The following is a 25,773-nucleotide window of genomic DNA, read 5'->3' on the forward strand; positions in this document are numbered from 1 at the left end:
CTGTTAGCCCAACACATGCAGCTGCGCGCCTGCCAGCCCTTGTAAGGCCGTCAGCACATCGGCCAAACGCTGCGCGGTCACGCCGGGTTGCGGGCTGATAAGAACAATGGGGGCTGGGGACAGTGCGGCAATGGCGGTTGCGACCTGATCCAGCGGGATTGACGCGCCATTAACGGACAGGCCATCAACCGCCAACCGCAGGAAAATAGGGGCTTCGGCAATCGTACCCCCTGCCCCGCCCTCGCTAAGTGCCAAGTCGCCCGTGCGGGTAAAGGTGGTTGTCAGCATAAAAAACAGCAGCAGCAGAAAGATCACGTCGATCAGCGATGTCAGCGACAAGGCCCGCCGCCGCAGGGGGGCTGCGCGGCTAGGCATGGGCCAGCCGTTCCACGGGATGCGCCACGATGTTTGCCTGCGGCAAGGCGGGGCCGCACAAGGTTTCGACCATCGCCTCGGCCAGCCGCCGCTGCGCCGCCACCCGCGCCTCAAGCCATGTCAGGATCAGGGAAACCGGCATCGCAATCGCCAGCCCAACCGCCGTGGTCAGCAGCGCAACCCAGATGCCCCCCGCCAAAATTGACGGATCTACCGAGGCTCCCGCCCCTTGCAAGGCCTGAAACGCCTCGATCATGCCCAAAACAGTGCCGAACAGCCCCATCAGAGGTGCGATCTGAACAATCGCATCCAAGGCGCGGAAGCCCGCCTCCAACCGCGCCATCAGCGCCTCGGTTTCCGTATACAGCCTGTCGCGCAGATCGCGCGAAGGTGCGGCCATCGCCCGCGCCGCGAGTTGGCCCAGCGCGCCAGGCGCCGTGCCCAAGCTGGCGCGCGCAGCAGGCTTTTGGCCCGCATTCCACAACAAGAGTGCCTCGCGCAATGCGGCATCACGGCCGAGCAACTGGAATTGCCACAGCTTCCACAGCACCAGCGCCCCCGCCAGCACCGACAGCGCAAGCAGTAGCCCCACAACCCAACCCCCAAGTGCGATAAACTCTTGGACCGCGATGGCGGTTTGATGCAGCCAATTTGTCATCCTGACACCTCTGTACCCGTGACGCGCGATGTCACCGCAAGCCCTTTCATGCAGGCATCAGGGTCCATCCCTTTGCCCGTGCAGGTGTTGGCCGCGTTGATCAACAATTGGGCCACAGTGTCACAGGTCAGGCCCGGCAGATCAAACTGCCGTACCCGCTTGCGCCCCTGCGGCAGGTCTTGGAAATCCAGCAAGGTCAGGCGGTCAACTTGTCCTTGAGCGTTCAGCACGACGACCTCGAACACCACGGCTGACAGGTCGGCCCCCAGTTTGTTTTCGGCCAGAAAGCTGAGGCGGCAGGCCCCACCCGTTGCTGTGTCCATATCCTCGGCTGTGTTCAACTCTACAGCCAAGGACTGCGCGGCGGGCACGGATTGCGCGGCGGCGGGCCCCGCAATCAGCATACAAAGCGCCGCTACCCGCATCACCATGAGATGCTCTTTCCGATAGACAGCTTTGCACTGCGGCCGGGGGCGGAATCCAGTGACAGGTTGTTGCGATAGTCGGCATTAAAGACATTGGTCAGTGACAGGTTCACATCCAGCCCCGCCATAACGCCATCCTGCGGTTTCCACGTCACGAAAACATCATGCGTGTCATAGGCAGACCCCGACGTCGTGGCGGATGAGGTTGTGATCTTGTCGAAATATGCCGCGCGCCAACCGACTGTCAGGTTATGGTCTGGCAATTTCGCCCCCAGCGTCAGCGCCACGTTTTCGGCAGGCGTATCGGCCAGCGTTAACCCTGTGCTGCGGTCTTTGCTGCGCACATTGGAATAGGCAAGCTGGGCAAACCAACGGTCGGCGTCATAATCGGCCTCAACCTCTACCCCCCAGAGTTTGGCCGCCGCGATATTGCTGAAATAGGGCACCGCCGCCCCACCTGCCACACGCGGGGTTGTGGCGATCATGTTGGTGACATCGTTGTGAAATGCGGTGGTTTTCACCTGCAGCGTATCACCCGCCGCAAACAGGCCAGTGCGTTGATATGTAAAACCCAACTCGATCGTATCGGCGCTTTCCTTGGCCAGGTTCAGGCTTGGCGTGCGTGCCGGCAGGCTGCTTGCCGCTTCGGATGAATACAGCTCATCCAAGGTTGGCATCCGTTCTGTGCGGGCGACCGAGCCAAAGACCGACCAGCTGTCATTCATTTTATACATCGCCGCCAGTTTTGGCGAAATCGCGCTGTCGTTTTGCGCCGTGCCCCCTGCCGCAATCGCCGCCGCACTGGGGGTCACATCGCCAAAATCCACCCGCACACCGGGGATCAGGGTCAGCCGGTCATTCCAGACAAATTCACCCTGCACATAGGCACCCAGCTTGTTGTCCTTGCCTTCGGGGTGAAAAGCCATTGCCCCCGCGATAGAGGACGCGCTGCGGATTTGCTGCGAAACCTGCACCCCAAAGGTCAGGAAGTTCTCCCATCCGCCTGCCGACAAATCGGCGGTGTTTTCCAAACGCAGGCTGGTGGTTTTGTAACCATATTCACTGTCACACAACACAATGGTCCGCCCCGGCGCGCACATGGACCCGAGCGAGAAGTCGTCTTTTTCAACCTGCGTGTTCGTAAACGACAAGGTGGCGCTGACATCCCAGAGTGCACTTTCACTCATGGGGTTTTTCCACGTCAGCGCGACCGTATCATCAATCGTATGCACATCTGCCGTGCCAAAGCCCGCGACCGCAGCACCGCCCGTTTGCGCCACGACAGTATCGTCCAAATCGCTGTCCGTGCGCGACATGGACAGGGTCAGCGATTGCTCCTCGCCCAAGGCCCAAGTGCCTTTTAGCAGCCCCGACACACTGTCATGCGCGGTGCCGGGCAACACATTGCCAGCACCATCCTTGACATCATTGCCGGTGCTGTAATTCAGCGCCCCCAAATACTCGGCCCCGCCCTGTTTGGTGGCAAAAATCAGGCTTTGCTTGTTCCCATTGCCATTGCTGTCATAGGCCGATTTGAACCGCAGGGTCGTCGTCTTATCCTCGGGGATAAAATCGCTGGCGTCCTTGGTGGTAAAGGCCACCGCGCCGCCAATCGCCCCCGACCCGTAAAGTGTGGAAGACGCAGGCCCGCGCAGCACCTCGACCCGCTTGAACAGCTCCAGATCGCCAAAGAAAGACCCCATGCGGTATTGCTCAAAGAATTTGGGCGCACCGTCTACCGTCACAATAATCCGGCTTTCGGATGCTGTTTGCTCAGAATTGCCGATGCCACGAATATTGAACGCCTGCCCCAATGGTCGCGCCGAAGCACCCGCACCCTGCACCCCCGGCACGGTCTTAAACAGCTCGGTCAGGGTTTCGGGCTGGTCACGATCCAAATCCTCTTGCTCTACCGAGGTGACGGCCTGCGGTGTGTCCATAGCCACTTTGGGCTGGCCAGCGCCAAGAATGATTCGCCCCAGCAGCGGCACATCAGCGGCCGTTTGCGCGGCGATTGGGCCAGCGGCCAAGGCGGCAACGGTCGCGGATGCCATAAGGCGGGCGGACATGGAAATATGGTAGGTGCGGTAAACAAGCATGGGCGTCCCTTGACGTTAATTCTGCGAGAGGGGGCTGGCCTGCGGCCCAAAGCGGGGGCGGCATCATGCTGGCGGGCAGAGCGTTTTCATTTTCTGACTTGATCTGTCAGGAAAAGGCTTTTAGGTAAGCTGACAATAACTGTCAAGTATTACAGTTTTGAAAAACCGCTCCAGCCACCGCCTTTCTGCGGCCGCCAGACACAGCCCCCCTTTGACATAGAGAGGACCGCCGCGATGGCCATCCAACCCGCAGACCTGCGCGCATTGCGCATCGAAAACCCCACAGCCCGCGCCCGTGATTTTGCCCATGCCCAAGGCATAACCGAGGCCGATCTGGTCGCCGCCCATGTTGGCCATGGTACCACTGCGATTGACGCCACTTTGGACCGTCTGATGCCCCTGATCGAAGGCTTGGGCGATGTCATGGCGCTGACCCGCAACGACTCTGCCGTGCATGAACGACGCGGCGTTTACGCGCCCTATCACGGCGGGGCCCATGCCCAAATGATCTTGGGGCCGGAAATCGACATGCGGATGTTCCCGAAACATTGGGTCTTCGGCTTTGCTGTGGCCGAAACGGTGCCGGACGGCCGCAAATGCAGCCTGCAAATTTTTGACGGCGCGGGTGATGCGGTGCATAAAATCCACCTGAAACCAGAAAGTGATTTTGCGGCATTTGATGCGCTGGTCGCAACCCTGCGCCTGCCCGATCAGGTGCAAACCCTGACGCTGGCCCCCCGCGCAGCGGTCGAGGGGCCGAAGGGCGATGCGGCACGCGCCGATGCCCTGCGCGCCGATTGGGACGCGATGACCGACACGCATCAGTTCTTTGCCATGACAAGCCGGCACAAGATGAACCGCCTTGGCGCATATCATGTTATCGGCGCGCCGCATGTGCAACGGCTGGACCTGTCGGCGGTGACACAAACCCTGACCACCTGCGCCACCGAGGCCATTCCGGTGATGATATTTGTCGGCAATGCGGGCTGCATTCAAATCCACGGCGGGCTGATCGAAAAAGTCGTGCCGATGGGGCCATGGATCAACGTCATGGACCCGCGTTTCAATCTGCATCTGCGCGAAGATCATATTGCCGAGGCCTATTGCGTATCCAAGCCCACCAAGCGCGGAACCGTCTATAGTGTAGAGGCATTTGACAAAGACGGTGCGCTGATCTTGCAAATCTTTGGTTATCGCAAAGACGCGGCCCCCGATGCGTGGGACGCAATGACGGCACGCTTGCCCCGTCTGGTGGAGGAAATGGCATGATCCGGCCCAGCCTTGCAAGCCTGCATCTTGGCTTGATCGCGGGCCTTGGGGTGGCGGCGCTTGCCACCTTTGCCCTTGCCGACACCCCGAAACCCCGCGTCGTCTCTTTGGGCGGTTCAGTCACGGAAACAATTGTCGCGCTTGGCGCGGAGGATCTGCTGGTTGGGCGGGATTCGACCTCGAACTACCCCGAAAGCGTTTTGGCCCTGCCCGATGTCGGCTATATCCGTGCGCTTTCGCCCGAAGGGGTGTTGTCACTGACGCCGGATCTGATCTTATCCGAGGACGGCGCGGGACCGGTAGAGGCAGTGGCGGTGTTGCAGGCGGGTGGCATTCCCTTTGTCACCATGCCCGGTAGCTTTAGCGCCCAAGGGGTGCTGGACAAAATCACATCTGTCGCAGCCGCGCTGAACCTTGAGGCAGAAGGCGCAGCCCTTGCCGACAAAACCGCTGCGGGCTTTGCCGCCGCCGCCGCCCGCGCAGATGCGGTGACCGCCCCGCAATCGGTGCTGTTTGTGATTTCGCTGCAGGGTGGTCGTGTGATGGCGGGGGGCGAAGGCTCATCTGCGGCTGGCATCATCGCACTTGGGGGCGGGGTGAATGCGGTGTCAGGCTTTGACGGCTATAAACAGATCACGGATGAGGCGGTGATCGCCGCCGCGCCCGATGTGATTTTGATGATGGACCGCGGTGGCGATCTGGCGCTTTCGGCCGAAGATGTGCAGGCCACGCCCGCGCTTGCCGCAACGCCGGCCGCCAAGGCAGGCCGGATCATCCGCATGGACGGTATGCTATTGCTGGGCTTTGGTCCGCGCACGCCCGATGCGGCACTGGCATTGAACGCCGCACTTTACGGGGGCTGACATGGTTATGCTGGCCGAAACGACGGATATACAAGACCGGTCGATCCGCGCGGCGCGTGTGACACAAGGGCTGGCCTTGGCTCTGGCTGTGGCCGGACTGGCCTCAATCGGGTCAGGGGCAACGGGGGTGTCGCTTTTCGATATGCTGGATGGTTTATCTGCGCGTGAGGCGTTGATTCTATGGGATATTCGCCTGCCTCGTTTGGCAATGGGCGCACTGGTGGGTGCTGCGCTGGCAGTGTCGGGGGCGCTGATGCAAGGGCTGTTTCGCAACCCGCTGGCGGATCCGGGGATTGTGGGAGTGGGGGCCGGCGCCGGCCTTGGTGCGGTGCTGGCGATTGTGCTGGGCGGGCTGTTGCCTGCAACCCTTGGCGCATGGATCGGCCCGCAACTGGTGCCGTTTGCGGCGTTTCTGGGCGGCTGGGCGGCGACCATTGCTCTGTATCGTTTGGCCAGCCGCGGCGGCAGCGTATCGGTGGCCACGATGCTATTGGCAGGCATCGCGCTTGGTGCCTTGGCTGGCGCTGTGACGGGCGTGCTGGTTTATATGGCCGATGACCGCCAGCTGCGCGACCTTACCTTTTGGGGCATGGGGTCGTTGGCGGGGGCAAGCTGGGCCAAGATTGCGGCCAGCCTGCCGTTGATTGTGCCGGTTCTGGCGCTTTCGCCGCTGCTGGCACGCGGGCTGAACGCACTGGCCCTGGGCGAGGCGCAGGCCCGCCATATCGGCATAGATACCGAGCGTTTGAAACGCATCACGATTCTGGGGGTGGCGGCCAGCGCCGGTGCCTCTGTGGCGATTGCGGGTGGCATCGGCTTTATCGGCATCGTCGTGCCGCATCTATTAAGGCTGGCAACCGGGCCGGACCACCGCTTTTTGCTGCCCAATGCGGCCCTATTGGGGGCAAGCCTGCTGGTGCTTGCCGATATCTTTGCCCGCACGCTTTTGGCACCGGCCGAGCTGCCTATTGGCATTGTCACTGCGCTGGTCGGCGCGCCGGTGTTTTTATGGATATTGCTGCAACGGCGCGGCATCGGGGGGTTATGATGCTGGAAATAGGCGATCTTTGTGTTGCGCTTGCGGGACGTCAGGTTTTGCATAGCATCTCCTTAACCGCGCAGCAGGGGCAAATCACAGCCATCGTCGGGCCGAACGGGTCGGGCAAGACAACCCTGTTGCGCGCTATGACCGGCGATGCCCCATTTCACGGTCACGCCCGATTGAACGGGCTGGACGTGGCGCAGGCAAAACTGTGGCAACTGGCTACCATTCGCGCCGTATTGGCCCAAGCGACCCAGCTTGCCTTTCCCTTTACCGTGACCGAGGTGGTGCGCCTTGGCCTTCAGTCAAGCGAGGTGGATGCCCAAACCGACCTGCCTGCGCGCGCCTTGGCCATGGTCGGGCTGGCATCCTATGGCAACCGCGCCTTCCAAGACCTTTCTGGCGGCGAACAGCAACGCGCCCACCTCGCCCGCGTTTTGTTGCAAGTGTGGCAGCCGGTCGGGCCAAACGGCCCGCGCTGGCTGTTTCTGGATGAACCGGTGTCCAGCCTTGATATCGGGCATCAACTGATGGTGATGGGCATCGCGCGGCGTTTTGCCGATGCGGGGGGCGGAGTGGTGGCGGTGATGCATGATCTGAACCTGACCGCCATGTTTGCAGACCAGATGGCGCTGCTGCACAACGGCCGCCTTGCAGCAATGGGCAGCCCGCATCAGGTGATGACGGACGGCACCTTGTCTACGGCCTATGGCTGCCCCGTGCGCGTAAATGCCGCCCCGGATCATGGCCCGTGGCTGGTGCCGCAAGCGATGCCGGCTTAAGGCGCGATCGGGTGGTTGCCCCATGCCACGGGGTGCTGTTCCAGCAAGGCCAAACCCTGATCACGCTGCCGTGCCACGCCTTGCCCGTCTGTCACGACAAACCCCGCCCCCATCGCGCCCACGCCAGAAATATTCGCAGCCGGGCAAAGCTGCGCCGCCTGCCCTGCTTGCCACAGACCTAACAGCGGCACAGGCTCGGCGGCGTCACCCTCCCATTGCATGGCAATCGCGATGTGGTCAGGCAACAGGGCAAGGTGAAGGATCGAGTTTTGAGGGTATTCAGCCACCAATTCCACCTGATCCACAAGCACGCCATCTGCTATAACCGTCAGGTTCTGGCGCATGGTACAAAGTTCAGTATGGTTCGGGCGCTTGGGTCGGTCTGGATGCCCCCATTGGCCACAGCCAAGCGGTGATCGGGCAACGCCTTGTTATCATCGGGCAATACCGCCACAACCCCGCTTCCGCAGTCGGCGAAAACCGCGCGTATCCCACAGGCCAACGCGGCCTGCCGAGCCTTCCGCCCCCACCTCGGATGTCAGCAACAGCAATCCTTCTGCCGAAAAGGCACCATGCCCGTTGAATTGCCGCCCCTGTGGCGGGTCAAGCCTGTGCAGCACGGCCCTGCGCGCACCATTCAGCACCAGTGCAAAGGTGTCAGGGCGTCGGGCAAAGACCACTGCTATCGCGCGGGTGGGGCGGGCGCAGGCCGCCGCGCGGGCAGCGCTGGGTGAAACGACTATGTCCATTCCCAGACAGCCCATGCAGCACTCCCCCCCTGCGCCGTTTTTCCCGCCGCCAGAAAGGCGGGACTGCCGACATCGGCCCAAGTCAATCGCGGCAAGCTCGTTATCGCAAGCCCTGCCAGAAAGCGCGGCGGCTGGTCATTTTAATCCCCATCTGCTGCGTTAAACCCGATGCCCACGTCCAGCTCTGGCCCAAGCTCGGACAAAACGACGATGCGCAACGCCTCAATCGCCTGTTGCAAAATCTCGACCTTCAGGCGGCTTTCAGGCATTGCCACGCCTGCCAGTTCAGGATCATCAAGCGTTTCGGCCAGCCCCAAAGCATGGTCAAACGCGGCGATGGTCTGCGGCGCGTCCGGGGTCAGCGCAAGGGCCAACGCCTTTTGCGCCTGCAACGACAGAATGATATTGCGCAAGGGACGGCCTGACGCCAGTGCCTCGGCCCGCTCGGGGCGCGGTGTTGTGAAACTGCCCAAAGGGCGGCCAAGGCGGCTGTCATCGGTAAACTCCAACGAGGTGACAAGCTGGGTAAACAAAACCTGCCGTGCCTCGGGGCGGGTCAGGTAGGTGGTGTTGCCCGCCTCGCCCGCCGTCAGCATGGTGTCGGCATAAGCAGTGACCCATGCGTCATTTACCTCCCCCGCCACACGGGCAAGGTCGGTCGTTGTGGCACGGGTTAACGGGCAAGGATCGGCAGGCAAATTCCCCGCCGGATAAAGCAAACGTTCCAACGCAAACAGCCCCCGCGCAGCAATGGATTGCTTGGCAAACATCGCGGGGTCCAACTGTGCCGCATCCCCTGTCAACAAGGCCATCTGTGCCCGCGAACCGCTGCCCTTCGGGTCGGGCCAATAGGCGATGGCTAGGCCAAGCCCGCCCTGTTCAACCGGGCCAAAACGCAAATGCTGCACCCCCATCCACGCATCAAACGCCGCTTGATAGGCGGGGCGCAGATCGGCCACGTCACAACTGCGGGTGGCGGCATCTGCCAAATTTTGGCTGGCCTGCGCGAAGCGGGCATAGCCGGGTAGGATATGCTGCGTCACTGCCTCGGGAAAATCGGCAAGTGCGGGCGTGGCAAGGCACAGCAAAACGGCAAGGGGTTTAAGCATCACAGACTCTCCAGAAATTTGATCAAGGCATCGCGGTCATTTTCAGGCAGAGCAACGACACCATTGCGGGCGGCCTGCGCCTCGCCGCCGTGCCACAAAAACGCCTCTAGTAAAGACCGCGCGCGGCCATCGTGCAAGAATTGGCTGTGACCGGAAACCTGCTCGGTCAGGCCCACCCCCCACAGTGGCGGAGTTTTCCATTCGGACCCGCTCGCGCGGCCCTCGGGGCGGTTGTCGGCCAGTCCTGCGCCCATGTCATGCAGCAAAAGGTCGGTATAGGGCCAGATCAATTGAAAGCTTTGCTCGGGCTGGTTTTCCAACCGGTGGGTGACGTGTTTGGGGGTATGGCAACCGGTGCAACCAAGGGTATAAAATACCTCTTTGCCACGCAAAACCAACGGGTCAGCAACATCGCGGCGTTCGGGAACGCCAAGGTTGCGCGAATAGAACGCAACCAGATCCAGCGAGGCGGCGTCCACCTCCAGCCCGTCACGACTGCCCGGTTCCTGCCCGTGCACGGCATTGATGCATTCGGTTTGCGCCGCCATGCAATCGCCCCACGGGTCGGGGTGTAGAGGCGTCGACAGGCCCATATCGCCCGAAAACGCCCCCGACGATTGGTCGCGAACCGTGGCCGCACCGCCCTTGTATCCAAAGCGACCCAGCATGGGAGTACCAAATTCCGCACTGGGAACAATGCTGGGGCGGCCTGAAATGCCGTCACCATCGGCATCATGCGGGTCGGAACGGGCCAAAAGGGTTTCAGCCGGAATAGCCTCCAGCAAACCCAGCCCGATCATCTGTGGCGCCACGCGGGGCGACAGCATGGTATTTGCGTGCAGCGGGCCATAACCAAGATCACCCACGGTGTAGAGCGGCGCGCGCAGGGTGACAATTGTGCCATCACCAAGCGTTACGGGCAGGTCGGTATACGTGATTTGCATCTGACCTTCGGCCGCGTGGCCGGGACTGGCAAAATCCTGCAATTGGCCGCCATAGGTCGGCTCATGCGCGGTGGCGATCCAATCCTCAATTTCCTGCGCGCTGCTGGCGGCAGGTGCAGGCACAGACAGACGCAAAAACATCGAAACGGCTCGGTCATCGGCACCGGTTGGTGCATGGCCACGCCCGTCCTTCAGGTGGCAATCCTGACAGGCCCGCGCATTGTAAAGTGGCCCCAACCCGTCGGATGCCAATGTGGACGAAGGAGAGGCAACCCAGGTTTTTCGAAACAGCGCGTTGCCCAGCTTGAAATCCATCTCATGCGCAAAGGGCATATTGGCCGAAAGCTGCGAGAACGCATCGGCATTGCTCCGCACCCGCACTGTCGCGGCCCCTGCCGGTTTTTCTTCAAAGGATTCGGGCTTGGTAAAATCAGTGGTGGGCGCTGTCACGGCCGCAATCCGTGCCGACTCGGTCGCTGTGCGGGGAATGGCCGACAAATGGCGGTCATCCAGGGTTTGCGCGGCAAGTGGCATTGCCACGCATGACAGTATCAGGGCGGTGCGGAACATAGTGTTTCTCCTTACCGCGCCTGAGTGCTAAATATTTCTGACTAATTCAATCAGAATATGTCACGCTGCGACGCAGTTACTCAGCCTGATCTGCGGGTTTTGCGTTAAGTTGGCCATATTTCTCGGGTCCGATCGCATCATAAAGTGCGATTTGGGTTTCCAGAAAGTCAATGTGACCCTCCTCATCCTTAATCAGCTCCTCAAACAAGGTTTTGGAGGTGAAATCACTCACCGCATCGCAATGCTTGCGCGCCTCTATGTAAAGTTTGCGCGCGTCATGTTCGCCCGCCAAATCGGCATCCAGAGTTTCGCGCAAGGTTTCGCCAATGCGCAAAGGGTCCAGCTTTTGCAGGTTCGGGTGGCCTTCCAGAAACAAAATCCGCGCGATCAGGCGATCGGCATGCTGCATTTCCTCGATGCTTTCCGCACGGGATTTGGCGGCGATATGGCCGAAACCCCAATCCTCCTGCAGCCGGTAGTGCAGCCAGTACTGGCTGACAGCTGTCAGTTCAGACCGCAGCGCTGCGTTCAGATAATCGATGACTTCGGGGTCGCCCTTCATGGGATGCTCCTGTTCCAAGGTATGGTATTGTCTGGCTGGACGGGATCGTCGTGGCTGGCCCTAAACTGGCACAGTTGCGCATGGTGTCAAGGAACAGCGGCATACAGCCGCCGCAATCCGCGCGCTTGCCGAGCGCGCGGTAAATTTTACCGGGGGTAATAACCGTTTCGGGGTCTGCCGCGCGCATCCAGTCCACCGCCGCCGCGATCTGGCGATCAGTGATGCCCATACAGTGACAGATGATCATGACAAACCCCTTTGCATTATTGGAAAACAGCGCCCGGATTATCCAAACTGTCGGACCCTTCAATCGCCACGCCCGCAGCCCCCAAGGCCGTGACAGCGCGATTGATCGAGGCGGTTTGCGTGACCAGCGCATCCACAGCCCCCATAATCAGCGCCTCACCTTTCGCATTGCCCGGCGCAAGCATTTGGTCATAGGCCATGCCGCCCTCTGCCGCTGTTTTGACCGCAGCCAGTGCAGCGACCGAGGCATCCAGTTCCCCGCGCAATTGCGCATCTACCGCAGCATCGGCCGAGGCCACCAGATCCGACATAGACGGGCCGGAAATTACGCTGCCATCCACCCGCGTATAGCTGCCAGTATAGACGTTGCGGATGCCCAAACCATCGTAATAGTGGCTGTTATGGGTGTTGTCGGAAAAACAATCATGCTCTTCCTCGGGGTCATTCAGCATCACGCCAAGGCGCATCCGCTCGCCGGCAAGTTCACCATAAGACAGGCTGCCCATCCCGGTCAGTATAGCGGAAAGGGCGGCATTCGGGTCTTTCAAAATGGTTTCGCGGGCCTCGCCACTGGTCCATTGGTCAGCCATATAGCCAAGGTCACTTACCAGCAAATCGGTCGCGGCCTGCAAATAGGCAGCGCGGCGGTCACAGTTCCCATTGGTGCAAGCTGCCCCTTGTGCGTAATCGCTAGCGGCACGCGCGCCCGCCCCCGGCCCGGTGCCGTTCAAATCCTGCCCCCACAGCAGAAACTCAATCGCGTGATAACCGGAAGCCACATTCGCCTCGATCCCGTCGACCTCATGCAGGGTGCCGGATATAAAATCAGAAGTCAGCGCGCTGGCATCAATTTCAGCCCCTGAAAGGGTAAATTTCGGCGTCGCAATGATGTTCAGCGAAGACAGCGGGTTTTCGTCGGATTGGCCGTAACTGGCATCAACATAATCGATCAGCCCTTCGTCCAGCGGCCAAGCATTCACCTTGCCTTCCCAATCATCCACGATAGAGTTGCCAAAACGAAACGCCTCGGTTTGCTGGTAGGGAACACGCGCGGCCAACCAAGCAGTTTTGGCCGCAGCAAGCGTAACGTCAGACGGGGACGCGATCAGCGCCGCAACCGCCTTTTGCAAGGCCTGCGCAGTAGTCAAGCTGTCGCCATAACCTGCCGCAGCCATGTCAACATAGGTTTGGGCCACAGCCTCAGGCGTTGCAGCAAATACAGGAGCCGCAAACAATGTCGCAGTCAGGGCGGTGGTGGTCAGCGTGGCAAACAGGCTAAGACGCATCAGATTTCCTTATTTGGTTCAGGTTAGTGTAGTAGAGAGTCGTTCACGCGGCGCGCGCTGCGGATCATGCCCAGCAAGCCAAGTCCCCCCCCCCCGCGCCAGCTGCACCGCCTGCCAAGCCGCATTGGGTTGCATCAGGATCAAGGCGAACGCCATCGCATCCTCATTGTCGCCAAGCGTTGCAGCAGCAACCATATGCGCAAAGGCGGCTTCATCACCGCCAAAGCAGGCGCAGGAGATGCCATGGCGCATGATGGAACGGCGGGGCGCGCCCAACATTACCCCCATCAAATCGGCAAAGGCATTCAGTTCTAGCGCCGCACGACCGCCAGAAAATGCGCTCGAATATTCGCGCGCAACGGCCTCTCGGCCTGCAGCGCCATCGCACCACTTGCGAAAGGCCAGAATGGCCGCGCGGTCTTGCGCGTTCAATTCAACCAGCATTCCAACAGCAGCTCCGCCTCGGTTAGGCTGTTCAGGCTTTGGCTTTTCTCCTGGGGTCCATGCAATACTCATTTGGTCAAGATCAACTTTTCTGCCTTGGTGATGCGCAGCGTATAAATTTGCCCATCCAATGTGATTTGTGCCATAGCTTGACCCGCCGTCAAAATACGCGCGTCATAGGTCGGGATCTTCGCGGTCGTGCTTTGCATCATCATTCTGCGCGACTCGTCGTTGCCGTTTTGAAGTCAACATAAGCTGCCCAGACAGAGGCATCACTGGTCCCGGCAAGGCCCAGCCATTCCGATAAGTTCGGGATGCGGATCACTTCACAATCTGGCCGCTGAGGCTTTGGATAGACAGGCGCGGACATTTCGCACTCCTTTGCAAAAACTGACCGGGCTTCCCTTCCTTGCGGGGGTGGCTTGGCGATTGAGATCAAACTGACAAATTTAGTCAGAAATGTAAATCCGATTCTTTTAGTCACCAATGCCACCGATGGACGCATTTCAGCGACAACCAAGCATAACATGTTGATTTACCATTATAAGTGATCCGATCTCACGATCAATTTTTACCGAGACTTGAGCCAAGTGACCGTTCCCCCGTCGCGATTCGCCAAGAGGAGCAATGGAGAGATCATCGTGCCGAAGTGCGCGATTACTTTGCGGGATCGCGGTCGGTCTGGGGCTGGTCGAATACAGACCCGCTGGTGGGTCCTTCCCGACCGAGGAAGCCGCGACCAAGCTGATCTACCCGGCGGTCCGATACTTTGAAAAGGGTGAGAGAAATATCAGAGATATGGTTTGCCGCCCGCAATCAATTCGCAATTGCGTTCGAGGAACGCTTCAAAGCGTGTCCACGTGGCATCAGACAAATGCGAAGTTGCCTCTCCAAGGACAGAAAGGCTGATTTTTGTGCTGTTGAGTTTTGCGAGAAATTTACCCGGTTTACCGAAACGCCGCGCCCCACTTGCATCAATAATTTTGCCGGTTTTTCATAGAATTTTCATGTTCCAGAGGGGGCCGCACCAAATTAGCGACCGGCATGGTCCCGATGGCCCAACTGATGACGGCTTTGAGGCAATCGATGATCAGGGAAAGATAGACCTTTCCAGCGCGGATGTGGAACTCGGTGATGTGTGTCAGACAATTTTGATTGGACGCGCTGGTCGAAATAAGCGCTCCGCGCAAGGCCCGGCCGGACCAACAGCGCCGGTGCCTTATACCGATATTTTCAGGGCAATGATCTGCTGCCCGTGGTCACTTGCGCCGTCGGGGATGGTTGTTAATCGCCCGAATTGCGCCGTGACCAAACCGCCTTTCAGACCGTTTCATACCGCGTTACGCAAGGGGATAGGCCAAGCTTTGGCCATTACAACCAATTCCCCATCAGCACAAAAGCAGACCAGAAATAGGGATGGTCAAAGCCGGCTTTGGCAGCGGGTTCGGGGGCGCTTAGGGCGGCCGCAGCACGATCGGTGTTATCTGCGACAACGTCAATGCTGCGCAGCATTTTGATTTGCGCCTGACGCAGGGCCTCGGCCTTGTCCAACCCGTTTTGCATGATTCCCGCGTAAAAATCATGCATCAGTCTGGGCGTCGCTGCATCCGACACAGGCCAGAGCGAGGCCATCACAGCCCCTGCCCCGTTCAGCTGTGCTGTCGTGCCAAAACCGTCAATTTCGGCGCCATCGCCATCGGCGCCGCGCGCGGTTTGGCAAGCCGAGAGCGTCAGCAAATCGATCCCTTTGAAACTGAGCGCACGCGTGTTGCGGATTTTGCCCAAGGGCAAATGCTCGCCATCGCCAAGCAGCAAGAAGCTGTCATCCTCTTGCCCCGGCATCAGGTTGAAATGGCTGGCAATATGCAGAATTTCAGGGGCCTTGAGCAACGTGGTTTTCAGGCTGCGTTCATCAAAGCTGGCATCCAGCGCGGTGGTGCCATTCAGCACACCTTGGCCTGCGCTGGCCCCAAAAATCGTTGCAAGTTCGGCCCGTACACCGGGCAAAGCCGAAAAGCCGGGATGTGGCGCCGTCACGCCAAAGCCAGCGGTTTTTGCCGCCGTGCGGTCAGGGCGTTTGAATTGGGTTTCAATGGCCGGTGTGAATTGCACAAAGGCGAAATCTTCGATCAGATAGTGATCGCCATCATAAAGCGCGGCAAAGGGAACATAGCGTAAAAACCCGTCAAGATTCAGCATCACAACCTCGACGCCCGCATCCTTTAGCTGTTGGGCAACCGGCGCAAAGACCAGCTTGTGCAAGGCTTGCAGCTTTTCAGGCGCATCAGGGGAAACCGTTTCAATAGCTTGCAATGTGTCAAACACAACGCGCGCCAGATCGGCGCGAGTGATTGCTACTTCTTGATGCAATGTCAGGCTGGGCAGCGTGACAAAAAGATGCAGCGCATCTGGCAAAGTGGCGATCTGCAAAATCGCGGTCGGGCGCGGCAGTGACTCCAGAGTTGCCTGATAGCTTCCGGTTGCGTCGAATTGCTTTTCCAGCGTTTCTTTGCCATCCGGCGCGACCTCGGCCAAAAACGCCGTCACGGCCGCATCAAACTGATCGCTGGATTTTTGCAACGCGTCTTGCAGCAGAAAGACCTGATTGGCTTCTTCTTCGGTCAGGTCTGTGGTGCCCAGTTTATCGGTCAATTCGCGCAAGGCCGCATCAGCAGCAATCGGCAAAGCGGCCAGCGCCTCTAGCTTGTCTTGCTCGGACAATTCCTTGTCGTTCAGCGTGGCGCGGGTTTTGGTGATATCGGCCTGCGCATCACGTTTCAGGTAGTTAAACACCTCTTCTTCTTTTTCCATGTTCAGCACGGCTTGCGCCTCGGAGATCCGGCCTTGGCTGATCAGCAAATCGGCAAGCGATTGGTAAAGGCGGCGCCATTCCTCTTGCAGGGCCGAGGTATCGGCCGCCGTGTCGCCCGCATTGCTGGCGCGGATGGCTTGCTGGGCATTCACTGCAAGCTTGCCGAAAAAGATCGCACGTTCGGGTTCGCCGCGCATCGTAAACGCCCGCGACAGGGATTCGAAATTCCAGCGTTGGATGGCAAGGGTTTGCTGGCGGTTTTGCGCGATATAGGGCATGGCCAGAAAGCCCCAGCGCACGGCCTCTTCCGATTTGCCTTCCTCTACTGCGACAAGGCTCATATTGATGCGCAAAATCGTGACGTTATAGGACATCGCGCCTTCCAAAGGTTCGAGAATACGCAGCGCGTTTTCCAGCCATTCGCGGGCCTGGGTGAAGCGTTTGGTTTGCACATAGACCCAGCCGATATTATTGGCCAAATAGCCCACTGCCGCGCTGTCTTTGCCATCGGTTTCGGTGAAAACCTCGGTGCTCCACTTATAAACCTCCAGCGCTTCATCATAGCGCTTTAGCCGTTCAAGCGCGGTGCCTGCGTTCAGCAAGACATTGGCCGCATTGCGCCGCTGCGGCGGCTCTTGGTTCAGATACCAGTCGTAGGCGATTTTCAGCGGTGGCAGCGCCTCTTCATAGCGCGACAGGTCTTGCAAAACGATGCCGCGATCTTCCATCAGCACGGCGATCATGCTGTTGTATTCATCCGTTGCGTCAAAGGACCGGAACAGGCGTTCAGCCTCTTCATAATAGGCCAGCGCCTCGCGGAAATTGGACAGCGCCTTCTCGGCATTAGCCATTTCGCGCAGGGCATAGCCCGCCAGCCGCAGGTCAAGCGCGTCCGGGTTTTCGGTGGCTTTGGCATGGGCTTTGCTGAACAGATCCAATGCGCGGCGCTGTGCAGCTTCGGTCCGGTCAGCGGCAAGCAGGGCCATGCCAAGGTTCAGCATGTCATAGGGGTTGCCCGCCTGCGCCCCCGCAACCAGATTGGCATCCAAGCCGTCAAACGGGTCAGATTGCGCCGCGGTGATTGCGGGGAATCCAAGCAGTGCTAGGGTGACGAGTAACCTGAGGGCCGTGCCGAACATCGCAAAAATCCTTACCTTGGGGTAATAGGATGTTAGGCAGCGGTCGATTACATCGCAAGAAAGACCTGCAACAGGACAGGATTTGTCATGTTTCTGACAAAGCACGGGCCAATCGGGTCAGTTTTGCGCGCTTTAGCAAAGGCTTCAGCGCTTTTTCTTCGCCCGACAGGGTTGAGGCCGTGGCGCGCACGCGTTCCAGCGCGGTTTCCACCTGTTCGGGGTGATGCGACCATATTTCCCACAACAACCCGTCCGGGTCGCGGCGGGTCAGACCTTCGGCTTGCAAGGTGCCGCGCGGGAAATCTTTGGCGTTCAGCGTGACAATCGCATCGGCATGGCCTGCAATCGCTGTGGCAAGAACGTGGATGTCATTCTCATCCGGCAGATGAAGCCGCGCCTCTAGCCCCGTTTGGGGTTTGACACGTGCCGTTGGAAACCCGTCTTTGGCGCGCGCTATGGCCACCAACGCCTCGGCCTCGGCCGCGGGGCCAAAGCGGGCGGCGGCGCGTTGCCATTCGCCCAAGATACGATCGGACCAAAGCGGGGTAAAAAGGCCCTGCGCGGCAACGGCCAGCAGGACCTCTCGCATCACTGTGGGAAACAGGACGCAGGCATCAAGCGCAAGCTTCAACCGTCAAGCCGGTAGAAGAGCGCCTTGAGGTAGCCCGATTCAGCCAGTTGCGGCAACATCGGGTGATCGGGGCCGGCAAAGCCTGTGTGCAGTAATTGCCCGCGCCGCCCTGCCCGCCCGATGCCGCGCCCGCAGGCGTTGCGAAAGGCGTTCAGATCGGCCGCATGCGAACAGGAACACAGGCCCAAATAGCCGCCGGGCGCCAACAATGGGGCGGCAAGGCGTGCCACACGCTCATAAGCGCGCAAGCCTGCCTCGAGCGCCGGTTTGGCAGGGGCAAAGGCCGGTGGATCACAGATGATCACATCAAACTGCGCGCCTTCGGCGGCCAGTGCCTCTAGCACCGCAAAAGCGTCGCCTTGGCGGTTGGCAAAACGGTCTGCAAAGCCAGAGGCCTGCGCACCTTGTTCGGCCAAGGCCAAAGCAGGGGCCGAGCCATCGACAGCCAGAACCGAGGCCGCACCGCCTGCCAAAGCCGCAAGGCCAAAGCCGCCGACATGCGAAAACAGATCTAGCACCCGAGCGCCTTTGGCCATACGGGCGGCAAAGGCGTGGTTGGGGCGTTGGTCAAAGAACAAACCGGTTTTCTGCCCGCCGATCAGATCGGCCATGTAAACTGCGCCGTTCATCGGCACAGGGATCGGTGCGTCAATCGCCCCCGCGATGACCACGGTTTCCTCATTCAACCCTTCAAGGCTGCGCGCGCGGCCGGTTGCGTTTTTCAAGATGTTCTTAACGCCCGTTACCGCCATAAGCGCAGCGGCCAGCACATCGATATGCGCCTCAGCCCATGCAGCATTGGGCTGGATTACGGCAGTGTCACCAAAGCGGTCAATCACCACACCAGGCAGGAAATCAGCCTCGGCATGGACAAGGCGGTAAAACGGCGCGTCATACAGCCGCTCGCGCATTGCCAGCGCACGGCCAAGCCGCGCCTCGCACCAGGCCTGATCGATCACCGCCTCGGGGTTTTGGTCAAGCATCCGGCAGATGATTTTGGAATTGGTGTTCACGGTCACCAGACCCATCGGGCGGCGATCACCATCCTCTAAAACCGCCAGCGTGCCGGCGACCATTTTTTGCGTGCGCCGGTCGGTGACCAGCTCATCAGCATAAACCCAAGGAAAGCCATGGCGGATTGCCCGCGCCTCGGCCTTGGGTTTCAGACGGACGGTAGGCCGATCATTTGGCCCGGTGTTTGCGGAGTCGCTGTCATGCGAAGAGGTGCTGTTGTTCATTCCCCCGCCATATCGGGTTTTATTGGCATGGGAAAGCCCGTCAATTGGGCAGCTATGCTTTCGCTCAGGTGTTTTCTGATCTACAATTCTGATTGGTGCATGTTTGCTCTTTCCTTTTGCGCCCGTTAGCGCTAACAGGTACTGCATCACCCCTGCATTTGCCAATGAGGCCCGATATGTCCCTGAACAGCACAATTGATCGCGTAACCGACCGCATCCGCGAACGCTCGGCCAAATCGCGCGGAGATTACCTGGGCCGGATGGCAGCAGCGGTTGCCAAAGGGCCTGCGCGGGCGCATTTATCTTGCGGTAACCAAGCCCATGCCTATGCGGCGATGGGCGCAGACAAAGACGCGCTGGTGGCGGACCGCCAGCCAAACCTCGGCATTGTCACCGCCTATAACGACATGCTGTCGGCGCACCAACCGTATGAGCGTTACCCCGACCTGATCCGCGCTGCAGCCCGCAAGGCCGGTGCTACGGCGCAAGTGGCGGGCGGCGTGCCTGCGATGTGTGACGGCGTGACCCAAGGCCAGCCGGGGATGGAACTGTCGCTGTTTTCGCGCGATGTGATTGCGCTGGCTGCGGGTGTGGCACTGTCGCATAACGTGTTTGATGCAGCGCTGTATTTGGGCGTGTGCGATAAAATCGTACCGGGCCTGATTCTTGCCGCTGCAACTTTCGGGCATATTCCGGCAGTGTTCGTACCAGCTGGCCCAATGCCCAGCGGCATTCCCAACGACCAGAAATCGGCCGTGCGCAATGCGTTTGCGCAAGGCAAGGTTGGGCGTGAGGAATTGATGGCGGCCGAGATGGCCAGCTATCACGGGCCTGGCACCTGCACCTTTTACGGCACCGCAAACACCAACCAGATGCTGATGGAGTTTATGGGCCTGCACCTGCCCGGTTCCAGCTTTGTGAACCCCGGCAATGGCCTGCGTGAGGCGCTGACAACTGCCGCCGTAGAACGTGCTGCCGCGATTACGGCGCTTGGCAACCACTTTACCCCTGCGGGCGAAATTCTGGACGAACGTACTTTCGTGAACGGTATTGTTGGCCTTATGGCGACAGGTGGGTCAACCAACCTTGTGCTGCACTTGCCTGCGATGGCACGCGCGGCGGGCGTGTTGCTGGATATCGAGGATTTCGATGAAATTTCCGATGCCGTGCCGCTGATGGCCAAGGTTTACCCGAACGGGTTGGCTGATGTGAACCATTTTCACGCGGCAGGCGGGCTTGGTTTTATGATCGGGCAATTGCTGGATGCAGGTCTGTTGCACCCCGATACCAAGACCATTCTGGGCGACGGGCTTGAGGCCTACCGCCAAGAACCCAAGCTGCAAGGCGATACGCTGGTTTGGGAAAATGGTGCGGCCGAGACGCTGAACGACAAGATCCTGCGCCCTGCTGCCACGCCGTTTGCCCCCGTTGGCGGGCTGAAACAGCTCTCGGGCAATCTGGGGGGCGGCGTGATCAAGGTTTCTGCTGTGGCACCTGAGCGCCACATCATCGAAGCCCCTGCCCGCATTTTCCACAGTCAAGAGGCGGTTAAAGCGGCATTCCGCGCCGATGAGTTCAAAGGCGACACCGTGGTCGTCGTGCGGTTCCAAGGACCGCGTGCCAACGGGATGCCCGAGCTGCACTCGCTGACGCCAATGCTGACCGTGTTGCAAGATCGAGGCTACAAAATGGCCTTGGTCACCGATGGCCGGATGTCGGGCGCTTCGGGCAAAGTGCCTGCCGCGATCCACGTCTCGCCCGAGGCGGCCTGTGGTGGGGCAATCGGGCGCCTGCGCGATGGCGACATCGTGCGGCTTGATGCCGATGCAGGCACGCTAGAGGCTGTTGGCGTCGATCTCGACAGCCGCCCCTTGGCCGAGGCCGATCTGTCGGGCAACGCGCATGGCATCGGGCGCGAACTGTTCGACGTATTTCGCCAGAATGTCGGCCCATCTACCGAAGGTGCGCGGGTGGTTTAGGCCGCGCAGCTCCATCCCCCACAAGGGCGACCTGCCGTTAAAAACGCAGCGGCGCAACAAATGCGCCGCCTGCCATACCAGTTGCGTCTTTGTGATAGACCTTTGGCTTTGTTTGCGCTAGCAATCGGGCAAGTTTGCGGGCTGTTCCCCCCGCCCCCCTTCTTTCTTATCATCAAGGAAATCTGACTATGACCCCAGCAGAACAATCCATCCGCGCCGCCGAAATCTGTCTTTTGGCCCCTGTTGTCCCTGTTTTGGTGATCGATGACGTCAGCAAAGCCCAAGGTCTGGCCAAAGCTTTGGTCACCGGCGGTCTGCCGGCGCTTGAGGTAACGTTGCGCACCGCTGGCGCATTGGATGCGATCCGCGCGATGGCCGAAGTTGAAGGCGGTGTAGTTGGCGCAGGCACCTTGCTGACGCCTGCCGATGTAAAAGCGGCCAAGGCGGCGGGGGCCAAGTTTGGCGTGTCTCCGGGGGCGACGCCGCGCTTGCTGGATGCCTGTGCCGAATATGAATTGCCTCTGTTGCCCGGCGCGGCCACAGCCAGCGAGGTGATGGCGCTGTTGGAACTGGGCTATACCGTGCAAAAATTCTTTCCGGCCGAGGCTGCGGGTGGCGCGCCTTTGCTGAAGTCGATCGGCGGGCCAATTCCGCAAGTGCGTTTTTGCCCGACTGGCGGCGTTAGCCTGAAAAATGCAAATGATTACCTAAGCTTGCCAAACGTCATGTGCGTTGGCGGCTCTTGGGTAGCCCCTGCCGCTATGGTAGCTGCGGGTGATTGGGCGGGCATTACCGCGCTTGCAGCCGAGGCGGCAAAACTGAAGTAAGATTAGCAGAAAGGCCCCGTTCGTCGATACCGAGCGGGGCAAAACAAGAGGGGCAAATGCAACAGCCATCAATTTCAACCTGTTTGTGGATGGACGGCGATGCCGAGGCGCCCGCCCGCTTTTATTGCAGTTTGTTTGACGGTGCCGAAGTGACCCGCGTGGTGCGTGACAAAAGCGGTGCCGCGTTTACCGCGGCCTTTACCCTTTTGGGCCAGCACTATTGGATATTGAACGGCGGGCCACATTTTCAACTCACCCCTGCCGCCTCAATCACTGTCGAAGTGGAAACCCAAGACGAGATTGACCGGCTTTGGCAGGCGCTGTTGGCAGATGGTGGCACGGAAAGCCGTTGCGGCTGGCTGACCGACCGCTTTGGCCTGTCATGGCAAATTGTGCCGCGCGTATTGCCAAGCCTGTTGGCGAATGACACCGCCGGCAAGGTAATGCAGGCGATGATGGGCATGGTAAAGCTGGATATCGCCGCCTTGCAAGCGGCAGCTAGTTAGGTACCCGTGCCGCCCGCCCGCCCCTGCGCTTGGGTGTCTCTGGGGCGATAAGCGCGTGTTTTAGAACCGTGGTCATCGGGTGATCTGACTGCGCGCCATAGGTTTCCAACAGATGCAAAAGCGGTGCACGCGTGTCGGCATCCACCGGCAGGCTTAATGCCCAATCCATGAAAATCGACCGGCATTCGCCCGGCGTGATCCCTTCTATCCGATAGCTTTCGCGGATCAGCCCTTTTGGGTCGGCAATCGTCAGGTCCATCATTCCCATTTCCGCCCGCAAGGGCCGTTGTTCGCGTTACGGGGCGGCGTAAAGCCGGTTGATCACAGCCTCGGCGGCGGACAAGACTTCGGCCAAGCGCTGTGACAGTGCGGCCAGATCGACCTGCCCGGTTTCACGCAGCAAAAACGCCCGCGCCCCAATCCCGAGACTGTCCATATCCAGCGCTTTATCTGTCAGCAACCGTGACCCGGCTTGCAGCCGCCAACACAGCCTGTAGGCATCAAGCAAAGCCTGCTCATCCGATTGCGACAGAAATTTCCGTTTTACACCAGCCCGCAGCTGCGCCTCGACCCGCCGCGCGGCATCGCCCGCCAACAGCGCGCCCGTTTGCGCGGCCAGTTCAACATCCATCAAGCGGCCCGGGCCATTTTTGGCATCCCAAGCACCGCTTGCGGGCTTTGCACTGGCCAGCCGCGTGCGCATTTCGGCCACATCAGACAGCACGGTGCCACCCCCCGATTTTGCGCCCAATACCTCACGTCGCAAGGTTTCAAATTCGGCCCGCAGATCGGCATTGCCAGCAATGGGTCGCGCGCGTGTCAGGGCCAGATGCTCCCACGTCCAGGCCTCGGTCATCTGATAGTCGCGAAACGACTGGATCGAGGTTGCTACCGGTCCTTGCCGCCCCGAAGGCCGCAACCGCATATCCACCTCATACAGCCTGCCATCCGCCATTTGCGCAGTCACGGCTGTCACCATTGCTTGAGTTAGCCGCGCGAAATAGGGGCGGATGGCCAGCGGTTTGCGGCCTTCGGAATATTCGGCATCGCCTGCGTCATAGATCACAATCAGATCAAGGTCCGACCCTGCGTTCAGCCGCCCCGCGCCAAGGCTGCCCATTCCCAGCAGAATTGCGCCTCGGCCCGGTGGAGCTCCGTATTTCAACGCAAATTCTGCTTCAACCACAGGCCAGATAGCGGCGAGTGTTGCCTCGGCCAGATCGGCATATTGTTTGCCCGCCTCAAACGCGTCGATCAGGCCGCGCAGGTGATGAACGCCAATGCGGAAATGCCATTCCTTCATCCAGCGGCGGGCGGCATCCAGTTTACGTTCATAATCGGGTATTTCAGAGAGGTTGGCAGAAAGACCCGCCGACAACATCAGAAAACTTGGCCAGGCGTCAAAGAAACTGCCACCGATCACCGCATCCAAAACGGCACCATTGCGCGACAGATAGAGCGCAAGCGCAGGCGATGTGGCGGCGATATCTACAATCAGATCAACCAGTTGCGGGTTGGCCTCAAATAACGAGAATATTTGAACCCCTGCAGGCAAACCTGCCAGAAAGCCGTCAAAGGAAATCAGCGCTTCGTCGGGGTTGGCCGCACGTTGCAGGCGTTTCAGCAAGCCGGGCCGCACGCGGCGAAAGATCGTGCCTGCCCGTTCCGACCGCAGCGCGGGATAACTATCCCAGCCGCGTACAATTGCGCGGGCGTTTTCTGAAAGTTCGGGGCCGTCTTCGGCTTCGGCGGGCGCGAAAAATCCCTCGGTCAAATGGTCTGTTCGCGCCAAGCGATCAATCAAAGCTGTGCGAAACGCTGCCTCATCCTGCCCACAGAACGCAGCAATCCGCGCTACCCCTTCGGCGGTGGTCGGCATGTCATGGGTTTGCGCGTCATTCACCATTTGCAGCCGATGCTCCACCTCCCGGTGCGCGCGGTACAATGTGATCAACTCTTCGGCTGTCTCGGCCGGAATCCAGCCTTTTTCGGCCAGCGCCCGCAGGCTTGGCACTGTTTCGCGGCCGCGCAAATCGGGGTCACGCCCGCCCGCGATCAACTGCCGCGTTTGGGTGAAAAACTCGATCTCGCGGATGCCACCGACACCCAGCTTCATATTATGCCCTTCAACCACGATGGGGCCATGCAGGCGGCGGTGGTCGCGGATGCGCAGCCGCATATCATGCGCATCCTGTATCGCGGCAAAATCAAGATGCTTGCGCCAGACAAAGGGCGTCAGGGTTTTCAAAAACCGTTCACCTGCCGCAAGATCGCCTGCACAGGGCCGTGCCTTGATCCAGGCGGCCCTTTCCCATGTGCGACCCACGCTTTCATAATAGCTTTCTGCGGCAGCGAACGACAGGCACACCGGCGTTACTGCCGCATCGGGGCGCAGGCGCAAATCGGTGCGAAACACATAGCCATCCGAGGTACGATCGCCCACCAATGCCGCCATTTTGCGCGTCACACGGATAAAGGCGGCCCGCGCATCGCTTGCGCCATCGGCGTATCGGCTTTCATCAAACAGGCAGATCAGGTCTATGTCAGACGAGTAATTCAATTCCCGGGCGCCCATCTTGCCCATCGCAAACACGACCATTCCGGCGGCGGTCGCTGCATCCTCGGGCACCGCACCCGGAATTTTGCCCCGCCGGATTTCCTCGGCGACAAGGCGCTGCAAAGACAGATCAACCGCGCGGTCGGCCAAATCGGTCAACGCAGCGGTCACGGCCTCAAGCGGCCAAACCCCACCCAGATCAGCGAGCCCAGCAAGCAACGCCACCCGCCGCTTGGCCTGTCGCAGCCCCGCGCCAAGGGCGTCAAGCGATAACGCATCAAGTCCGCCCAGTTCCTCGACGATGGCCGTTTCGGGTGCCACAACCAGCGCCGCACGCAACCATACGGCTTCGCGCCCCATCAGATCGGCCAGATAGGGGCTGCAGCCGGCGGCACCGGCTAAAAGTTTGGTCAATTCGGGCGCCAAGTCATCAAAACTTGCACCGATGTCAGCCGCTGCTTTTGCATCGAATTGTCGGGGAAAGCGCGAGATACGGGGGGCAAAACTTTGATATGTCATCTGCGCAGAATGACGGGTGGCACAGGGTGGGTCAACGGTAATCACGCAAGGACATGACAACAAAGCACGTATTTCATACCATTTTTGAAATCATATTTTTGTTTGGTTTCAATACATTAGTCAAAATCTCGGCGTTGCGCAC

Annotated in this window: 23 protein-coding genes and 2 pseudogenes; 8 read left to right on the top strand and 17 right to left on the bottom strand. The window is 59.9% G+C overall.

Features of this window, described 5'->3' with window-relative positions:
• Positions 1-3 precede the first annotated feature (3 nt).
• From AKU79_RS05095 to AKU79_RS05110, 4 genes are read right to left on the bottom strand one after another with little or no spacing between them, the layout of a single operon-like run.
• On the bottom strand, positions 4-375 hold the full coding sequence (locus tag AKU79_RS05095) for a biopolymer transporter ExbD (protein WP_050522482.1): 372 nt from the start codon (positions 373-375) through the stop codon (positions 4-6).
• Positions 368-1,033, bottom strand: coding sequence for a MotA/TolQ/ExbB proton channel family protein (locus tag AKU79_RS05100; protein WP_050522483.1), 666 nt, complete (start codon positions 1,031-1,033; stop codon positions 368-370). Before AKU79_RS05100 ends, AKU79_RS05095 begins: the two co-directional genes overlap by 8 nt.
• Positions 1,030-1,464: a hypothetical protein gene (locus AKU79_RS05105; RefSeq protein WP_050522484.1), complete on the bottom strand. Its 435-nt coding sequence runs from the start codon at positions 1,462-1,464 to the stop codon at positions 1,030-1,032. Before AKU79_RS05105 ends, AKU79_RS05100 begins: the two co-directional genes overlap by 4 nt.
• Positions 1,458-3,557, bottom strand: a complete 2,100-nt coding sequence (locus AKU79_RS05110; protein WP_050522485.1) for a TonB-dependent receptor domain-containing protein — start codon at positions 3,555-3,557, stop codon at positions 1,458-1,460. The genes AKU79_RS05105 and AKU79_RS05110 overlap by 7 nt, the downstream gene beginning before the upstream one ends.
• A gap of 234 nt (positions 3,558-3,791) precedes the next feature.
• On the opposite strand from AKU79_RS05110, the gene AKU79_RS05115 reads away from it, so the two are divergent.
• From AKU79_RS05115 to AKU79_RS05130, 4 genes are read left to right on the top strand one after another with little or no spacing between them, the layout of a single operon-like run.
• Entirely contained in the window at positions 3,792-4,826 is a 1,035-nt protein-coding gene (locus AKU79_RS05115; protein ID WP_050522486.1) for a hemin-degrading factor, read from the top strand.
• Positions 4,823-5,689, top strand: a complete 867-nt coding sequence (locus AKU79_RS05120; protein ID WP_050522487.1) for a heme/hemin ABC transporter substrate-binding protein — start codon at positions 4,823-4,825, stop codon at positions 5,687-5,689. The genes AKU79_RS05115 and AKU79_RS05120 overlap by 4 nt, the downstream gene beginning before the upstream one ends.
• Before the next feature lies 1 nt (position 5,690).
• On the top strand, positions 5,691-6,737 hold the full coding sequence (locus tag AKU79_RS05125) for a FecCD family ABC transporter permease (RefSeq protein ID WP_050522488.1): 1,047 nt from the start codon (positions 5,691-5,693) through the stop codon (positions 6,735-6,737).
• A complete protein-coding gene (locus AKU79_RS05130; RefSeq protein WP_231580103.1) occupies positions 6,698-7,513 on the top strand; it encodes a heme ABC transporter ATP-binding protein in 816 nt (271 codons plus the stop codon). The genes AKU79_RS05125 and AKU79_RS05130 overlap by 40 nt, the downstream gene beginning before the upstream one ends.
• On the opposite strand, the pseudogene AKU79_RS19715 reads toward AKU79_RS05130, so the two are convergent.
• The 8 genes and pseudogenes from AKU79_RS19715 to hemP all read right to left on the bottom strand — a co-directional run bounded on the left by AKU79_RS19715 (position 7,510) and on the right by hemP (position 13,638).
• Positions 7,510-8,277 (bottom strand): annotated as a pseudogene (locus tag AKU79_RS19715) (DUF1513 domain-containing protein). The gene AKU79_RS05130 and the pseudogene AKU79_RS19715 overlap by 4 nt on opposite strands.
• A 125-nt stretch (positions 8,278-8,402) precedes the next feature.
• On the bottom strand, positions 8,403-9,371 hold the full coding sequence (locus AKU79_RS05145; RefSeq protein ID WP_050522491.1) for an imelysin family protein: 969 nt from the start codon (positions 9,369-9,371) through the stop codon (positions 8,403-8,405).
• On the bottom strand, positions 9,371-10,885 hold the full coding sequence (locus AKU79_RS05150; protein WP_050522492.1) for a di-heme oxidoreductase family protein: 1,515 nt from the start codon (positions 10,883-10,885) through the stop codon (positions 9,371-9,373). The genes AKU79_RS05145 and AKU79_RS05150 overlap by 1 nt, the downstream gene beginning before the upstream one ends.
• A 76-nt stretch (positions 10,886-10,961) precedes the next feature.
• Positions 10,962-11,447, bottom strand: a complete 486-nt coding sequence (gene bfr / locus AKU79_RS05155; protein ID WP_050522493.1) for a bacterioferritin — start codon at positions 11,445-11,447, stop codon at positions 10,962-10,964.
• The gene (locus AKU79_RS18885; protein WP_082223934.1) at positions 11,395-11,694 is read right to left on the bottom strand and encodes a (2Fe-2S)-binding protein; all 300 of its coding nucleotides are present in this window, start codon (positions 11,692-11,694) and stop codon (positions 11,395-11,397) included. The genes bfr and AKU79_RS18885 overlap by 53 nt, the downstream gene beginning before the upstream one ends.
• A 16-nt stretch (positions 11,695-11,710) precedes the next feature.
• Positions 11,711-12,979 (bottom strand): imelysin family protein, encoded by a 1,269-nt coding sequence (locus AKU79_RS05160; protein WP_050522494.1) that lies wholly within the window; start codon positions 12,977-12,979, stop codon positions 11,711-11,713.
• An 18-nt stretch (positions 12,980-12,997) separates the two neighbouring features.
• Complete coding sequence (locus tag AKU79_RS05165) at positions 12,998-13,423, bottom strand: hypothetical protein (RefSeq protein WP_050522495.1); 426 nt, start codon at positions 13,421-13,423, stop codon at positions 12,998-13,000.
• A 68-nt stretch (positions 13,424-13,491) separates the two neighbouring features.
• Positions 13,492-13,638, bottom strand: a complete 147-nt coding sequence (gene hemP, locus AKU79_RS18890) for a hemin uptake protein HemP (protein ID WP_082223935.1) — start codon at positions 13,636-13,638, stop codon at positions 13,492-13,494.
• A 496-nt stretch (positions 13,639-14,134) separates the two neighbouring features.
• On the opposite strand from hemP, the pseudogene AKU79_RS20050 reads away from it, so the two are divergent.
• A pseudogene (locus AKU79_RS20050) lies at positions 14,135-14,276 on the top strand (IS256 family transposase); the annotation flags it as partial.
• A 518-nt stretch (positions 14,277-14,794) separates the two neighbouring features.
• Here the strand turns inward: AKU79_RS20050 and AKU79_RS05170 are convergent.
• The 3 genes from AKU79_RS05170 to AKU79_RS05180 all read right to left on the bottom strand — a co-directional run bounded on the left by AKU79_RS05170 (position 14,795) and on the right by AKU79_RS05180 (position 19,243).
• Positions 14,795-17,374, bottom strand: coding sequence for a CHAT domain-containing tetratricopeptide repeat protein (locus AKU79_RS05170; RefSeq protein WP_050522496.1), 2,580 nt, complete (start codon positions 17,372-17,374; stop codon positions 14,795-14,797).
• 85 nt (positions 17,375-17,459) lie between these two features.
• Positions 17,460-18,005: an RSP_2648 family PIN domain-containing protein gene (locus AKU79_RS05175; RefSeq protein ID WP_050522497.1), complete on the bottom strand. Its 546-nt coding sequence runs from the start codon at positions 18,003-18,005 to the stop codon at positions 17,460-17,462.
• Entirely contained in the window at positions 18,002-19,243 is a 1,242-nt protein-coding gene (locus tag AKU79_RS05180) for an RSP_2647 family RNA methyltransferase (RefSeq protein ID WP_050522498.1), read from the bottom strand. The genes AKU79_RS05175 and AKU79_RS05180 overlap by 4 nt, the downstream gene beginning before the upstream one ends.
• A gap of 176 nt (positions 19,244-19,419) precedes the next feature.
• On the opposite strand from AKU79_RS05180, the gene edd reads away from it, so the two are divergent.
• The 3 genes from edd (at position 19,420) to AKU79_RS05195 (ending at position 22,555) form a co-directional block, all read left to right on the top strand.
• Positions 19,420-21,222 (top strand): phosphogluconate dehydratase, encoded by a 1,803-nt coding sequence (edd, locus tag AKU79_RS05185; protein WP_050522499.1) that lies wholly within the window; start codon positions 19,420-19,422, stop codon positions 21,220-21,222.
• A 188-nt stretch (positions 21,223-21,410) separates the two neighbouring features.
• Positions 21,411-22,049 carry a bifunctional 4-hydroxy-2-oxoglutarate aldolase/2-dehydro-3-deoxy-phosphogluconate aldolase gene (eda, locus tag AKU79_RS05190; protein ID WP_050522500.1) on the top strand — a complete coding sequence of 213 codons (639 nt, stop codon included), beginning with the start codon at positions 21,411-21,413 and terminating at the stop codon, positions 22,047-22,049.
• Between the two features lie 56 nt (positions 22,050-22,105).
• Positions 22,106-22,555, top strand: coding sequence for a VOC family protein (locus AKU79_RS05195; protein ID WP_050522501.1), 450 nt, complete (start codon positions 22,106-22,108; stop codon positions 22,553-22,555).
• On the opposite strand, the gene AKU79_RS05200 is transcribed toward AKU79_RS05195, so the two are convergent.
• Positions 22,548-22,814 carry a hypothetical protein gene (locus AKU79_RS05200; protein ID WP_050522751.1) on the bottom strand — a complete coding sequence of 89 codons (267 nt, stop codon included), beginning with the start codon at positions 22,812-22,814 and terminating at the stop codon, positions 22,548-22,550. The genes AKU79_RS05195 and AKU79_RS05200 overlap by 8 nt on opposite strands.
• Before the next feature lie 36 nt (positions 22,815-22,850).
• Positions 22,851-25,631, bottom strand: coding sequence for a [protein-PII] uridylyltransferase family protein (locus AKU79_RS05205; RefSeq protein WP_050522752.1), 2,781 nt, complete (start codon positions 25,629-25,631; stop codon positions 22,851-22,853).
• Positions 25,632-25,773: the final 142 nt, after the last annotated feature.

This window comes from Pseudorhodobacter wandonensis (assembly GCF_001202035.1).
Lineage (GTDB): Bacteria > Pseudomonadota > Alphaproteobacteria > Rhodobacterales > Rhodobacteraceae > Pseudorhodobacter > Pseudorhodobacter wandonensis.

Bases quoted from the DNA above. Each gene is read 5' to 3' on its own strand.
- AKU79_RS05095 (WP_050522482.1), bottom strand. From the start codon at position 375: ATGCCTAGCCGCGCAGCCCCCCTGCGGCGGCGGGCCTTGTCGCTGACA.
- AKU79_RS05100 (WP_050522483.1), bottom strand. From the start codon at position 1,033: ATGACAAATTGGCTGCATCAAACCGCCATCGCGGTCCAAGAGTTTATC.
- AKU79_RS05105 (WP_050522484.1), bottom strand. From the start codon at position 1,464: ATGGTGATGCGGGTAGCGGCGCTTTGTATGCTGATTGCGGGGCCCGCC.
- AKU79_RS05110 (WP_050522485.1), bottom strand. From the start codon at position 3,557: ATGCTTGTTTACCGCACCTACCATATTTCCATGTCCGCCCGCCTTATG.
- AKU79_RS05115 (WP_050522486.1), top strand. From the start codon at position 3,792: ATGGCCATCCAACCCGCAGACCTGCGCGCATTGCGCATCGAAAACCCC.
- AKU79_RS05120 (WP_050522487.1), top strand. From the start codon at position 4,823: ATGATCCGGCCCAGCCTTGCAAGCCTGCATCTTGGCTTGATCGCGGGC.
- AKU79_RS05125 (WP_050522488.1), top strand. From the start codon at position 5,691: ATGGTTATGCTGGCCGAAACGACGGATATACAAGACCGGTCGATCCGC.
- AKU79_RS05130 (WP_231580103.1), top strand. From the start codon at position 6,698: ATGGATATTGCTGCAACGGCGCGGCATCGGGGGGTTATGATGCTGGAA.
- AKU79_RS05145 (WP_050522491.1), bottom strand. From the start codon at position 9,371: ATGCTTAAACCCCTTGCCGTTTTGCTGTGCCTTGCCACGCCCGCACTT.
- AKU79_RS05150 (WP_050522492.1), bottom strand. From the start codon at position 10,885: ATGTTCCGCACCGCCCTGATACTGTCATGCGTGGCAATGCCACTTGCC.
- bfr (WP_050522493.1), bottom strand. From the start codon at position 11,447: ATGAAGGGCGACCCCGAAGTCATCGATTATCTGAACGCAGCGCTGCGG.
- AKU79_RS18885 (WP_082223934.1), bottom strand. From the start codon at position 11,694: ATGATCATCTGTCACTGTATGGGCATCACTGATCGCCAGATCGCGGCG.
- AKU79_RS05160 (WP_050522494.1), bottom strand. From the start codon at position 12,979: ATGCGTCTTAGCCTGTTTGCCACGCTGACCACCACCGCCCTGACTGCG.
- AKU79_RS05165 (WP_050522495.1), bottom strand. From the start codon at position 13,423: ATGCTGGTTGAATTGAACGCGCAAGACCGCGCGGCCATTCTGGCCTTT.
- hemP (WP_082223935.1), bottom strand. From the start codon at position 13,638: ATGATGATGCAAAGCACGACCGCGAAGATCCCGACCTATGACGCGCGT.
- AKU79_RS05170 (WP_050522496.1), bottom strand. From the start codon at position 17,374: ATGTTCGGCACGGCCCTCAGGTTACTCGTCACCCTAGCACTGCTTGGA.
- AKU79_RS05180 (WP_050522498.1), bottom strand. From the start codon at position 19,243: ATGAACAACAGCACCTCTTCGCATGACAGCGACTCCGCAAACACCGGG.
- edd (WP_050522499.1), top strand. From the start codon at position 19,420: ATGTCCCTGAACAGCACAATTGATCGCGTAACCGACCGCATCCGCGAA.
- eda (WP_050522500.1), top strand. From the start codon at position 21,411: ATGACCCCAGCAGAACAATCCATCCGCGCCGCCGAAATCTGTCTTTTG.
- AKU79_RS05195 (WP_050522501.1), top strand. From the start codon at position 22,106: ATGCAACAGCCATCAATTTCAACCTGTTTGTGGATGGACGGCGATGCC.
- AKU79_RS05200 (WP_050522751.1), bottom strand. From the start codon at position 22,814: ATGGACCTGACGATTGCCGACCCAAAAGGGCTGATCCGCGAAAGCTAT.
- AKU79_RS05205 (WP_050522752.1), bottom strand. From the start codon at position 25,631: ATGACATATCAAAGTTTTGCCCCCCGTATCTCGCGCTTTCCCCGACAA.